At 72.8% G+C, this 13,219-nt stretch carries 9 protein-coding genes; 2 read left to right on the top strand and 7 right to left on the bottom strand.

Features of this window, described 5'->3' with window-relative positions; translation table 11 throughout:
• Window positions 1–33: 33 nt before the first annotated feature.
• The 4 genes from FB453_RS08270 to FB453_RS08285 all read right to left on the bottom strand — a co-directional run bounded on the left by FB453_RS08270 (window position 34) and on the right by FB453_RS08285 (window position 6,677).
• Window positions 34–3,744, bottom strand: a complete 3,711-nt coding sequence (locus FB453_RS08270) for a S8 family serine peptidase (RefSeq protein WP_145788824.1) — start codon at window positions 3,742–3,744, stop codon at window positions 34–36.
• Window positions 3,745–4,017: 273 nt separating this feature from the next.
• Entirely contained in the window at window positions 4,018–4,626 is a 609-nt protein-coding gene (locus FB453_RS08275; protein ID WP_145788826.1) for a bifunctional 4-hydroxy-2-oxoglutarate aldolase/2-dehydro-3-deoxy-phosphogluconate aldolase, read from the bottom strand.
• A 67-nt stretch (window positions 4,627–4,693) separates the two neighbouring features.
• On the bottom strand, window positions 4,694–5,719 hold the full coding sequence (locus FB453_RS08280; RefSeq protein WP_145788828.1) for a sugar kinase: 1,026 nt from the start codon (window positions 5,717–5,719) through the stop codon (window positions 4,694–4,696).
• A 94-nt stretch (window positions 5,720–5,813) separates the two neighbouring features.
• The gene (locus FB453_RS08285; RefSeq protein ID WP_145788829.1) at window positions 5,814–6,677 is read right to left on the bottom strand and encodes a trypsin-like serine protease; all 864 of its coding nucleotides are present in this window, start codon (window positions 6,675–6,677) and stop codon (window positions 5,814–5,816) included.
• Window positions 6,678–6,849: 172 nt separating this feature from the next.
• On the opposite strand from FB453_RS08285, the gene FB453_RS08290 reads away from it, so the two are divergent.
• Window positions 6,850–8,031, top strand: a complete 1,182-nt coding sequence (locus FB453_RS08290) for a low temperature requirement protein A (protein WP_145788831.1) — start codon at window positions 6,850–6,852, stop codon at window positions 8,029–8,031.
• 121 nt (window positions 8,032–8,152) lie between these two features.
• Window positions 8,153–9,337, top strand: coding sequence for a low temperature requirement protein A (locus tag FB453_RS08295; RefSeq protein ID WP_145788833.1), 1,185 nt, complete (start codon window positions 8,153–8,155; stop codon window positions 9,335–9,337).
• A gap of 10 nt (window positions 9,338–9,347) precedes the next feature.
• Here FB453_RS08295 and FB453_RS08300 read toward each other — a convergent pair whose 3' ends face one another.
• The 3 genes from FB453_RS08300 to FB453_RS08310 all read right to left on the bottom strand — a co-directional run bounded on the left by FB453_RS08300 (window position 9,348) and on the right by FB453_RS08310 (window position 13,209).
• A complete protein-coding gene (locus FB453_RS08300) occupies window positions 9,348–9,920 on the bottom strand; it encodes a nucleosidase (RefSeq protein WP_145788835.1) in 573 nt (190 codons plus the stop codon).
• Window positions 9,921–9,957: 37 nt separating this feature from the next.
• Complete coding sequence (locus FB453_RS08305; protein WP_145788837.1) at window positions 9,958–12,648, bottom strand: Hsp70 family protein; 2,691 nt, start codon at window positions 12,646–12,648, stop codon at window positions 9,958–9,960.
• Window positions 12,649–12,750: 102 nt separating this feature from the next.
• On the bottom strand, window positions 12,751–13,209 hold the full coding sequence (locus FB453_RS08310) for a GNAT family N-acetyltransferase (protein ID WP_222431331.1): 459 nt from the start codon (window positions 13,207–13,209) through the stop codon (window positions 12,751–12,753).
• Between the last annotated feature and the right edge of the window lie 10 nt (window positions 13,210–13,219).

Consider the following 13,219-nt stretch of genomic DNA (forward strand, 5'->3'; position numbering starts at 1 on the left):
GCGTACCCCGAGCGGCGGCCGGCCGCAGTGCTGTCAGCGCAGGCCGAACGCCCGGCTGATGCTCTGGCTCACTGTGTTGCCGGCGGTGTCGCGTGCCGTGGTGCGCAGGCTCACGAAGCCGGCCTTCGCCGGTGCGGCCAGCGAGGTACGCCAGCCGTCGCCGTGCCGGGTCAGCCGCTGCTTCTGCCAGGTCGCCCCGTCGTCGTAGGACACCTCGACGGTCACCGCCCCGATCGTGCCGGTGACATCGGGCAGGTGGGAGGCGACAACGGTCAGCGGTGCCCGCCGCGACGCCGTGCCGGCGGAGTCGATGGCCACCTGGTAGTCGAGCTGGATCATCGGCAGGACCTCGGCCGACTCCTCCCCGGTGACCGCCGAGTGGAAGCCCCACTCAGTGCGGGTCTGCCGGGAGTACGGGTTGGTCCAGGCAGCCCGGTCGTTCTCCACCACCAGCCGGTACGGCAGTCGCTGAGACGCCAGCCCGGAGACCTGGAGGTACTCGGCGTTACCCCAGTTCAGCTCCTTGTCACCCTGGTAGAGGGTGGTCCGGTTGACCATGTCGTAGTTCGCGTACGCCTCACCGATGTGGCCGCCCCCGTCGCCCCACCCGGGCGCGGGCAGGTAGACGGTGTCCAGGTACCGGACCGGCACGTAGCTGCCGCCCATCCGGGGTCGCTGGATCGGCCCGAACCAGGTGACGGCGCTCGGCTTGCCGGCCGGGTACGTGGTCACCGCCATCAGGTGCTGACCAGTCTCGCCGGCGATGAACGCGTCGTCGATCCACCGCTGGTCGGCGCTCACCCAGTCGGTCCGTCGGCCCTGCGCCGGGGCCGGCTCCTGGTTGCTCGACGCCCAGCCGCGCCAGACGTCGGTGCGGAACTCCAGCGCCTTGCCCTGCCGGTAGTTGCGGAACTCCACGTCGACCCGGGCCAACTGCCGCTTCGTGGGCCGGTAGGTGGGGTCGGCCGGCACCGTGCCGGTCCAGTGGTGCGCCACGTCGTACAGGTAGGTGGTCTCCGGGTGCGACTCGACGGTGAGCCGCACCGCGCCGCGCTCCAGCGCGGCGATGAGCTGCCCGCCCTCGTCGGCGCCGAGGGTCGCCACGGTCACCGGGGCCGGGCTCTCCGGGCTCCACGCCGCCTCGTCCCACGGCTGGAGCCGGCCGACGCCGTCGTTCACCACGAGCAGCAGCTTCGCTCCGGCCGCCGCGGCGGCCTGCGCCTGGGTGGCGATGTCCACACTGTCACTGCGGCGCACCACGACGGCCCGGTCCCGGACCGGACGCTTGGCCAGCCCAGCCGCCGACGCGTCGGCGACGTAGACCGCGTCCAACTGGCGACGACCGGCCGGCAGCGCCGGGGTCGCCCGCTTCACCAACAGGTCGTCGTACGAGCGACCGCCCGCCGAAACGGTCAGGGCCGGCTGCTCCAGCCGCCACCGGGCACCGAACTCGAACTCGCCGTCGGTCACCGGACGGCTCGTTGGCAACGCCCACATGCTGTCGTACGAGTCGTCGGGCAGCACCTGACTCTCGGTGAGGCCGTTCTTCGTGGACCGGTGGATGTCCATCCGCAGCGCGCTGGCGGTGGCCTCCTGCGGCACCCGGGCCTGCACCTGTCGGGCGGCGCGCGCGTCCAGGGTGACGGTGCGGTCGCGGTCCAGGTTCACGTCGGTGAAGCTGAGCATCGCCATGCCCTTGGAGTGCGGCCCGTGCGCGCCGCGCACGTCCGCGGAGATCCAACCGTTCCAGCTTGCCACCGGCAGCCGCAGCGTGGCGGTGCCGCTCTCGGGCAGGTCCACGGCGGTGAAGAGGGTGTCGGCGGTGAGGATGACCTTGCCGACGAGCGGCTTGCCGTCGCGGTCCTTGGCGACCAGCGTCAGGTTCTGCCGCTGGCCCTCCTTGCCGGCGCCGATCAGCGTGCGCCCGCGCACCGCACCGGTGTCGTCGGTGGCGACGATCATGCCGCTGACCTGCTTCTCCACCGGCAGCTTGTCGTACGCGGCGATCACCGTCACGGTGGCGGTGCCGCCTGCGGGCACTGTGACCCGGTCGGCGGAGAGCGCGAACAGTCCGGCCGGCGCGGTGGCCGTGTCGAGGGCCAGCTTCAGGTCGAGCGGCGCGCTGCCGAGGTTGGTGTAGGTGACCGTACGGTCAACTGTCGTGCCCGGCTGCTGCGGCCACGCCTGGAAGCCGGAGTAGGCGCTCGGGGTGGCGAAGACGGTGGCGTGCGCGGCGGCGACCGCGTCGACCCGGCCGGCACCCGCCTGGTACGGGGTGTACTCGGGGGTGGCCTTGACCGTGCTGACCAGTGCTTCCTTGATCCGCTGACCGGTCCAGTCCGGGTGCGCGGCGGCGACCAGCGCGGCCGTGCCGGCCACGTGCGGGGTGGCCATCGACGTGCCGCTCATCAGCGTGTAGTCGCCGGAGCCCCGCACGAGGTGCGAGCGGGCCGCCAGGATGTCCACGCCGGGGGCGGTGATCTCAGGCTTGAGTCCGCCGTCGCCGGCGCGTGGCCCCTGGCTGGAGAAGTCGGCGAGGTGGTCGGTGTTGTCGACGGCGCCGACGGTGAGCGCGGAGTTGGCGGCACCCGGGCTGCCGATGCTGGCCGGGCCACTGTTGCCGGCGGCGATCACGAAGAGGGCGCCGGTCTCGGCGCTGAGTCGCTCGACCGCCTGGCTCATCGGGTCGCTGCCGTCGGTGGCCTCACCGCCCAGGCTCATGCTGACCACCCGGGCCTTCTGCTCACGGGCCGCCCACTCCATGCCGGCGATGATCCACGAGTTCTGTCCGCTGCCCTCGCTGTTGAGCACCTTGCCGATGTGCAGGCGGGCACCCGGGGCGACGCCCCGCTCGGCGCCACCGGACGCGGCGCCGGTCCCGGCGATCGTCGAGGCGACGTGCGTGCCGTGGCCCTTGTAGTCGAGGATGTCGGGCTCCTCGGGTACGAAGCTGCTGGACTCGGCGATCTGGCCGACGAGATCCGGGTGTTCGGCGTCCGCACCCGAGTCGAGCACCGCGACGTCGACACCGGCGGCGGTGTTGCCCTCGGCCCACAGCTTCGGCGCGCCGATCTGCGCGGTGGACTCGGCCAGGTCCGCGTGCACCCGACCGTCCAACCAGACCTTGGCGATGCCGTTGGCCAGTGTCGGGGCGTCACCCGTACGCCGGGTCGAACCGGCGGTCAGCGCGGTCCAGAACCGGTCGGCGGTGGCGCGCTGGCGGGTCAGCGCCGCGCCCTGCACGCTGTCCAACGGTCGGACCAGTTCCGCGCCGTCGACGGTGGGGCGGGTGCGGTTGCGGGCCGCCGCGTCGGTCATCGTGACGATCAGTGGAAGCGCGTCGGTGTGCGCGTCGTCGTAGCCGTCGGCGATGAGGTCGGTGACGTTGAACAGTTGCCGGTCCAGCACACCACTGGTCACATAGGACAGAGCGGCGTCCGGATAGACGTAGGTGTCGCCGTCGCGCACGGTGCGGTGGAAGCTCGGGGTGCTGCCGTCCGGCCGGCGCACTGTCGACACCGTGCTGCCGTCCGCCGCGGTGGTGACGGTGACCATGTCACCGGTGATCAGGGTGACGGTGGACGCGCGTCCGGCGGCGGCCGGGGGTTGACCCGCGGGGCGGTCGGGGTTGTTCGGCGGGGCGGCGGCCGCTCCCGCGCCGGGTGGGGTGAACCCGGCCGCCAGGGTGAGGGCGGCGCCGAGGGCGATCAGCCCGGATCGGCGGCGCCGGTGAGACAGAGCCACGATGACCTCTTTGTGTCGAGAAGTGGTACGCACCACAGCATCGACGCAGAGCCCACCCCAACCGCGCACCGCACCCCGACGCACTTACGCCATGGCGCAACCCCGCCACCCTCCCCCGCACTCACCCCGACCCCGCACTCACCCCGACTGCGCGTCCCGCCCCGATCCCCGTCGATCTTGCACTTGCTGTCGCGACCAAAGGCGCGAATCGGGGCGCATCGACAACCACAAGTGCAAGATCGGCGAGAGGGGCGGGCGGGGAGGGCGGGAGGGTTAGGGGGTGGGGCGGGTCAGGGTGGCGAGGGCGTCCAGTTGGGTGGGGTCGGAGAGGGCGGAGCCGACGGCCACCACGCGTACGCCTGCTTGCAGGAACGCGCCGGCGTTGCTGGCGTCGAGGCCGCCGGTGGCGACGAAGCGCAACTGGGGCAGCGGGCCGGCGACGGCCTTGAACCAGGCCGGGCCGAGGGAGACAGCGGGGAACGCCTTGAGCCAGGTGAGGCCGTGCCGCAGTGCCTGCTGGGCCTCGGTCGGGGTGGCCACACCGGGCAGGTGCGGCAGGCCACGCGCGGCGGCGGCGTCGGCGACCGCGAGGTCCAGGCCGGGCGCGACGGTGAACCGGGCGCCCGCGTCGGCCGCCGCCGCGACCTGTTCGACGTCGAGCACGGTGCCGGCGCCGACGATCCGGTCGCGCTCGGCGCCCGCCTGGACGGCGGCCCGCAGCGCCGGGACCGCGTCGGCGGTGGCCACCGGAACCTCCACCACGTCGATGCCGAGATCCCAGGCCCGCTCGGCGAGCCGAACGGTCTCGGCGACCGGCAGGCCGCGCAGGATCGCCATCACCCGGGCGCCGCCGAAGATGTGGTCGAAGTCCGGTGTGGTCATGGTGCACTCCATCCGAGGTCGCGGTGGGACTGTTGCTGCTGGTCGGGCCGCAACCCGCCGGCCCGACTCAGGTCGTCGCCCCCGGGTCGGTCAGGTCGAGCGGCGACCAGGCGTCGTCGGGGGCGTCGATGAGTTTCTCGAACCAGGCCCACGGCGGGACCGGGGCGTTGTCGCCGCTGCTGGTCAACGCCTGCGCCGCGACGAGGTGACCGAGGCGCAACCGCCGCACCGGGTCGAAGCCGCGTAGCAACCCGGCCAGGTAGCCGGCGGCGAAGGCGTCTCCGGCGCCGACCGGCTCCACCACCGTCACCCGGGGCGCGGGCACGAAGACCGGTTCGGCGTCGCGGACCAGTGCGGTGGCGCCCACCGAGCCGTCCTTGACCACCACCGTCTCCGGATCGGGCAACAGCTCGCGTACGGCCGTCGGGTCGGTGGTGCCCCAGAGGGTTTCCGCCTCGTCCTGCCCGACGAAGACAAGGTCGCAGCGGTTGGCGAGGTCGCGCAGCACCGGCGCAGCCTGCTCGGCGGACCACAGCCGGGCCCGGTGGTTGACGTCGAAACTGACCAACGCCTGCGCCAGCGGCCGGTCGGTCACCGCGTGCTCGACCAGCGCCCGGCAGGACGCGGACAGCGCCGGGGTGATCCCGGACAGGTGCAACACCCGGGCACCGGCCAGCGCAGGGTCGGCCAGCGTGGCAGGGTCCATCCGGGCGGCCGCCGACCCGGCCCGGTAGTAGTGCACGGCGGTCCCCTCCGGGCCCGGGTCCTTGACGTACAGGCCGGTGGGGGCGGCCGGGTCCACGCACACCTGGTCGACGCGGACGCCGGCGGCGGCGACGTGCCGGACGACGGCCCGGCCGAAGGGGTCGTCGCCGACCCGGCTCACCCAGGTCGTCAGGTGTCCCAGGCGGGCCAGGTAACCGGCCACATTGGACTCGGCTCCACCGACCGACACGGCGACCCGCTCGGCGCGCTCCAGCGGCTCACCCGGGGCGGGGCAGAGCACCACCATCGTCTCCCCCACCGCGGCCACCTCGATCGACGGAAGGCCGGCCGGGACACTCGCCTGGTCGGGTCGGGGGGCGGTCGGCATCTGGCACACGTCCTCGCGGCGGGGGTGCTTGGCGTCGCCGAGCCTAGGTGTCCCGCGCGGGACGGGCAACCTGTCGCGCGTCACACCTCGACGCTCAGGGCAACGTCAACCCGTACGCGGCCAGCACCTCCGCGATCGGCTGGTAGTAGGTGGTGCCGCCGGCGGTGCAGTTGCCGGTGCCGCCGGAGAGGATGCCGAGGATGGTGCCGGTGGCGGCCACGTAGAGCGGTCCGCCGCTGTCCCCCGGCTCGGCGCAGATGTTGGTGCGGATCAGGCCGTAGATCACGCCGGTGGCGTAGTTGACGGTCTGGTTGAGACCGGTGACGGTGCCGCAGCGCACGCCGGTGGTGCTGCCGCTGCGGCACACCGACTGGCCGATGTACGCGTTGCCGGGGCCGTTGATGGTCAGCAGACCGGGGTGGGTGTAGACCGCGCTCGGGTGGGCGATCCGACCGGTGTAGCGGATCAGCCCGTAGTCGTTGGTGGGGTAGCTGGTGGCGGTGCGGGTGCCGAGCACTGTGGTCCGGGCGCTGTCGGCGTACCAGGTGGCAGCGGCGGTGGTGCAGTGCCCGGCGGTGATCACGTAGTAGGTGCTGCCGCTGCGCGCGTTCGCGCCGAGCGAGCAGCGCGCGCCACCGCCGCCGTAGATGCCCTGCCCGCCGGCGATCAGGGGGCGCGGCGTTCCGGGTTCGCGGCGCGGCAGCGCGCCGGCCCGGTCGGTCACCGCCCGCAGTGCGGCCAGTTCGCTGGGGACCACTGTGTCGTCGACGGTGAGGGTCATCCGGCCGGTGGTGGGGTCCAGACCCCAGGCGGTGCCCGCGGTACGTACCCCGGTCAGCGTGGCCGCCGCGTCGGCGGCGGGGACGGCGGCCCGGTCGGGGACGGCGGCCTGCGCCGCACCGGGAGCGACGAGCAGCAGGGTGGTCAGGACGAGGGCGGCCAGCGGGGAGCGGCGCATCCGAACCTCCGAAGAGATCGAGATTAATGGATGCAACAAAGCATCACCCGGCGTCCCGAGCCGTGGCAACCTCCGGCCGCCCCCTTCCCCGACCGGCGGGAATCGCCGATCCGGGGACGGCCCGTGTCGGGTCCGCCGATAATTCCTCGGGAGACGCGGCGGGAGGCCAGGCATGACCACCAAAGGGAATGCGGCGCTGGTACGCCGGCTGGACCAGTCGACCCGGGCGACACTGCTGGAGTTGCTCTTCGACGTGGTCTTCGTGGCCGCCCTCGCACTGACATCGAAACTGCTGTCCGAAGAGCTCTCCTGGTCCGGCGGTGCCAAGCTGCTGCTGATGCTGACCGCCGTCTGGTGGACGTGGTCGGTCACCACGACAACGACCGAGTTCTACGATCCGCAGCAACGACCGATCCAGGCCATCCTGATGATCACCATGGTCGGTTCGGTGGGGATGGCGGCATCGCTGCCGATGGTCAGCATCGCGCATCTGATGCTCTTCGTGATCTCGTACGTCGGCACGCACGTGATTCGCTGCATCATCCTGGTCACCGCCCTGCACCGGCAGGGGCACCGGACGGCCAGGGAGCGGGCCACCCGGTTTCTCTTCTGGTTCACGGTGTCCGGCGTCTTCTGGGTCCTCGGCGCGCTGTCAGAGACTCCGAACTGGGGGCTCTGGACGATCGCCATAACGATCGACCTGGTCGCCGGGGCGGTCCGCTACCCCACACCCCGGCTGGGCCGGGTGCCGCTCCCGCAGTACGGACGGACCACCGAGCACCTGGGCGAGCGGTACCAACAGTTCATCATCCTGGCCCTCGGCGACATCATCCTGTTGCCGACCCTGCAGGTCAGCCGGGGCCACCTCGACCACCTCCGGCTCGCCTCCCTGCTCTGCGCCTTTGCCACCATGCTGCTGCTCTGGCAGATCTACGTCTTCCGCGCCGGCGAGTTGTTGGTGGCGGCCGGGTCCAAGGGGAGCCGGGCAACGCGGCTGGCCCCGTTCACCCATCTGGTCATGCTGGCCGGCGTGGCCAGCACCGCCGCCGCCTTCGACCTGATCGTCACCAGGCCGACCGGAACGACGCCGGTGCCGTGGCTCGTACTGATCATCACCGGCCCGACGCTGTTCGTGCTCGGCCGCGTCCTCTTCACCATGGCGGTGTCGTGGGTCGTGCCGTGGCGGCGAGTTGCCTGGCAGCTCTTGCCGCTGCTGGTGCTGCCGTGGGCCGGCGGTTGGCCGCCGGTGCTGGTAGCCACGATCGTGGCGCTCGGGTTGGCCGGTCACATCCTGTTTCCCGGAGCGGCCCGGGAGACCACGCCGGGCCTGCGGCTGCGGCAACCCGACGACTGACCCGCGCTCGCCGTGGCAACCTCCGGCCGCCGTGCTTCCCCGACCGGCGGGAATCGCCGATCCGGGGACGGGCCGCGCCGGCACCGCCGATAATCCTCGGAGACACGGCGGGAGGCCGCGCATGACCACCGGAGGCACCGCGGCACTGGTACGCCGGCCGGACGGTTCGACGCGGGCCACACTGCTGGAGTTGCTCTTCGACGTGGTCTTCGTGGCCTCGCTCGCGCTGACCTCGACCCTGCTCGCGGAAGTCCACAACTGGTCCGGCGCCGCGATGGTCCTGCTGATGCTGACGGCGATCTGGTGGACCTGGTCGGTCACCTCCACCACCACCGAGTTCTACGACCCGCAGCAGCGCCCCATCCAGACCATCCTGATGGTCGCCATGGTCGGTTCGGTGGGGATGGCGGCGGCGTTGCCGATGGTCTCCAACGGGCACGCGATGGTTTTCGCGATCTCCTACGTCGGCACGCACGTGATCCGCGGCATCATCCTGGTCACGACGTTGTACCGGAAGCGACATCGGGCGGCCATGGTCCGGGCCACCCGGTTCTTCTTCTGGTTCGTGGTGTCCGGCGTCTTCTGGATCACCGGCGCGGTGTCCGGCACGGTGAACTGGACCCTCTGGACCATCGCCATCACGATCGACCTGCTTTCCGCCGCGGCCCGCTACCCCACCCCCTGGCTGGGCCGGGTGCCCTTCGACCAGTACGAGCGGACCACCGCGCATCTGGGCGAGCGGTACCAGCAGTTCGTCATCCTGGCCCTCGGCGACATCATCCTGGTGCCCACGCTGCAGGTCAGCCGGGGCCCGCTGGCCGGGCTCCGGGTGGCCGCGCTGTTCTGCGCCTTCGCCATCATGCTGCTGCTCTGGCAGGTCTACGTCTTTCGGGCCGGCGAGCTGCTGGAGGCTGGGGCCGGGCCGAAGTCGGGCCGGCCGGCGCGGGTGGCTCCGTACACCCACCTCGTGATGCTGGCCGGGGTGGTCGCCACGGCGGCCTCGTTCGACAGGGTCGTCACCCGGCCGACCGGCACCACGCCGGTGGGGTGGCTGTTACTGATCCTGGGCGGCCCCATGCTGTTCGTGATCGGCCGCGCCCTGTTCACCCTGCTGGTGTCCATGCTCTTGCCGTGGCGGCGAATGCTCTGCCTCCCCCTGCCGCTGCTCACGCTGCCGTGGGCCGGCCGCTGGCCGCCGCTGCTGGTCACCACAGTCGTGGCGCTCACGCTGGCGGCGCACATCCTGATTCCCGGAGCGGCCCGGGAGACCACACCGGGCCTGCGACTGCGGCAACCCGACGACTGACCCGCCACGCTCAGGCGAAGTGTCGAACGGCCCACTCGGCGAGGTCCCGGGCGCACGCGTCCACCGACTCCTGCCAGGTCCGGGCCGCACCCTCCCCCGCCTCGTCGCTGACCTGCTTGACCAGCCGGCACGGCACGCCGGCCTGCGCCGCGGCCCAGGCCACCGCGTACCCCTCCATGTCGACCAGGTCGGCGCGCTGCGCTAACCGGTCCCGCTCCGCGTCGTCGGCCACGAAGGTGTCACCGGTGGCCAGCACCGCGCCCTCGGCGGCCAGCGACAGCGGCGCCCCGTAGGTCTCCCCGGTGAGCGTGCGCAGCAGCTCGGTGTCCAGGTCGTGCTGGAGCACGGTGGCGACCTCGTGGATCCCGGCCCACCCGGGACGCAACGCGCCCGCCGTACCCAGGTTGAGCAGCAAGGCGGGGCGCGGCCCGGCGGCCAGCACCGCCGCCACCGCGCTGGCGGCGTTCACCTTACCCATACCGGTGAGCAGGACCGGCAGCTCAGGCGGCAGGTAGCGGGCTTCCTCCCCCACGGCAAGAACCACCAACGGACGATCGGCGCGGACCGTACCTCGAAGATTCACCGGAGCATCGTACGAGCCGACCGGTGGGCCGTTGACGTCAGTCGTCGGTGAAGCGGTACAGCACGAAGTCCTTGTCCGCGCCACAGGCGATCACGTGGGTGTTCCACGAGCAGGACGAGCTGCGCACGTCCTTCAGCTCACCCAACTCGTCGACCTCCCCGGACTCGGACCACACCCCGGCCAGCACCCGGTTGTCCGCGACCATGCTGGGTGCCTTGGCGAAGACCAGCAGGTTGCCCGCGTCCAGGCGGACCGCCACTCCGCCCCGGTCCCTCAGCAGCGGCTTCCCGGCGGCGTCGAAGACGGTGACGGTCGGCTCCGGCAACTCCCGCTGGGCGAGCACCTGCTCACCCAACGGAACCAGACCGGTCACGCCCGGCGCCGACCATTTGATCATTTGCTCACCCTCGGTGGCCGCCACCACCTCGGTGCGCGCGACGTCACTGTTCGGCACCTGCAACAGGCAGGCCCGCCGCTCACCGCAGGCCACCAGCTCCTTCGGGCGGTACTCGTCGTTGCCGGAACGGTGCAGCACCACCGGCTCGGCGTCGGAACCCAGGTCGTACGCGAGCAGCTGGTAACCACCCTCGTTGGCGGCCACGTACAGGCGGTCCTCGTGGGCGACGACCAGGTCGTCGAGATCGGCGACGCTGCCCCACCGGCGCAGCACCGCGCCGGATGCCATGTCGAGCAGCCGCACCGACCGGTCCGCACCCACCTGGACCAGTCGCCGCCCCTTGCTCGCCCACGGGTTGCGGGGCGTGCCGTCGAGGAAGGCCGGCCCGCCCGCCGCCGCGTCGGTGCCGACCGGCCGGACCACGGTACGGCCACCGGCGTACTGGCCGCGGGGGTTGGGCTGCCTCCACTTCGCCGATCCGTCGGTCAGGCGCAGGCCGACCAGTTCGTCAGCGGCCCTGTCCACCAGCACCGCCGTGTCGTCGGCGAAGTAGACGTCGTCGTCACCACGCAGAACGCGCTGCCAGCGCTGCTCGCCGTTACGGCCGTCGAGGACGGCCAGCGGTCGGGGGGTGCTGTCGCCCGGTGCGTCGGCGAGGACCGCGACCCCACCGGGGATGGCGATGATCGCCTTCCAGTCGTCGGCCCGCACGTCTGTCGGCTTGCGCCACAGCGTGTCGCCGGTGCTGGCGTTGACTGCCACCACCTCGACCCGGTCGTCCGGCAGCGGGAACGCGAGGTAGGCCCGGTCGTCGAGCACCGCCGTCCACATGTCGACCGGCCGTTCGGCGCCGGCCGACGGCCGGGACAGCTGGCGCAGCGAGTCGAACTTCAGATCCGGATAGCGGTCCCGGGTCAGGTAGAGCGTCGCCGCGGTGGCCACCCCGACCAGGGCCAGCACCGCGCCGAGCACCACCCAGCGCGCCCGCCGCCAGCGGGTCGCGCCGCCCGGCGGGGTCGGGGTGCCGCCGGCCAGGCCCGGCCCGGGGGGCGGACCCGCCGGCGGCGTCGACCCCGGCCAGGGCTGCGACGGTACGACCGGCGCGGGCGCTCCGGCCGGGGCGGGCGGGCTCACCGGAGCCGGCGCGGGTGGTGCGAGCGGCGCTCCCGCGTACGCCGGGGCGGGTAGCGGCTTGCGCAGCGGCAGGTCGGTCAGGGCGCCCTCGGCCACCGGTAACTCCGGCTGGTCCAGCACCGTCGGCGCGATCCCCAGCTCGGCGTGCAGCATGCGGGCCACCAGCGGGATCCGTGACGACCCGCCCACGAGGAAGAGCCCGTCGAGCTGATCGGGGCGCAGCCCGGCGGCGGCGATGACCTCCCGGGCCCGCTGCACCGCCCGGCGCAGCAGCGGCGTGGCCACCCGCTCGACGTCCGCCCTGGTCAGCTGGATCGTCTCGGCCACCCCCGGCACGGCGACCGGGGCGACCGCAGACCGGGACAGGGTCTCCTTCGCACCGCGTACCTCGTCCCAGAGCCGGACCTGGTCGCGGCGCTGCGCCGGATCCGTCGGCCGGGTGAGCCGGGCCCACTGCGCGGCGTGCCGCTCACCGACCAGCTCGCCGACCCGCCGCACCAGCGCGGCGTCGAGGTCCAGGCCGCCCAGGTCGGGCAGGCCACCGTCGGCGACCACGCTGAAGCCGGAGTCACCCCAGGGGTCCGCACCCTCGTTGCGCAGCACCGCGACGTCGAGTGTCCCGCCACCGAAGTCGAAGACCGCGATCGCCCCGCCGACCGGCACCGGACGGTGCAGCACCTGCGTGTAGTAGCGGGCAGCGGCCACCGGCTCCCGCAGCAGCCGGGTGCCGGGCGGCGTCGGCCCGGCGAGGGTGTGCTCGGCTGCCTGCGGCCAGCCCGCCCGCAGCAGCGCGTCGGCGAGGACCTGCCGCCGCGTCGCGTCCCAGGCGGCCGGGCAGGTGACCACGGCCGGCGGCAGGAAACCCACAGCGCCCACCGCCGCCCGGCCCACCGCCGCCAGCACCGCGGCGAGCAGGTCGGCCGGCGGGTACGCGCGGTCACCGAGCTGCACTGTCGGCTCGTCCACCCGACGCTTCGGGTTCGCCTCGAACCGGGCCGGGTCGGCCTGCGCCAACCGGCGGGCGTCCCAGCCGGTGTGCAGGGTGCCGTCCGGGTCGGCGTAGACGGCGGACGGACTGAGCGGTTGACCGTCCATCAGCAGCGGACGGGTCCGCCCGTCCGGCCAGCGCAGCACCGCGACGGTGTTGGACGTGCCGAGGTCGATGCCGAGAGCGAAACCCTCGTGCTGGCCTGCCATTGCCCGATACCTCCGCCGCGACGAGGGAAACTCGACCCCGCATCGTACGCAGGCCCCGCCGCACCGCTGATCACTCGGTCCGGGGTGGTCGGTGGCGTCCGGTCAGTGGGTGGAGTGGACGCCCACCACCTCGCCCTCGCTGGTCTCCCCGGTCAGCTGAAACCCGAGTTTCAGGTAGAACTGCTCCGGGCCGTCCGGCCCCGGCTCCCACGTCGTGTAGACGCGGTCATGCCCCCGTCGGCGGGCCTCCTCGCGGACGGCCTGTACCGCGAAGCGGCCGTACCCCCGGCCCTGGTGCTGGGCGGCGATGTTCAGCCGCCACAGCCCCGAGCGCAGGTCGTCCGGTTGGGCCGGATCCCACACGATGTCGAAGAAGCCCATCAGGAAGCCGACGATCTCGTCATCCTCGACGATCAGACGCGGCCACGCGATCTCGGGCTGCGCGTACGCCTCGGCGAGGGACCAGGCGACCGGAGACGAGAACTTCTCCTGGTCGGGCCGCACGCTCACCCGGCACGCGGCCTCCACATTGTCTTTAGTGACTTTCACCAGTCGCGGCACGCCGGCCACC

This window comes from Micromonospora sp. CNZ322 (assembly GCF_007827755.1).

Coding starts and splice junctions, on each gene's coding strand:
- FB453_RS08290 (WP_145788831.1), top strand. CDS start 6,850: ATGACCACCAAAGGGAATGCGGCGCTGGTACGCCGGCTGGACCAGTCG.
- FB453_RS08295 (WP_145788833.1), top strand. CDS start 8,153: ATGACCACCGGAGGCACCGCGGCACTGGTACGCCGGCCGGACGGTTCG.
- FB453_RS08285 (WP_145788829.1), bottom strand. CDS start 6,677: ATGCGCCGCTCCCCGCTGGCCGCCCTCGTCCTGACCACCCTGCTGCTC.
- FB453_RS08280 (WP_145788828.1), bottom strand. CDS start 5,719: ATGCCGACCGCCCCCCGACCCGACCAGGCGAGTGTCCCGGCCGGCCTT.
- FB453_RS08305 (WP_145788837.1), bottom strand. CDS start 12,648: ATGGCAGGCCAGCACGAGGGTTTCGCTCTCGGCATCGACCTCGGCACG.
- FB453_RS08275 (WP_145788826.1), bottom strand. CDS start 4,626: ATGACCACACCGGACTTCGACCACATCTTCGGCGGCGCCCGGGTGATG.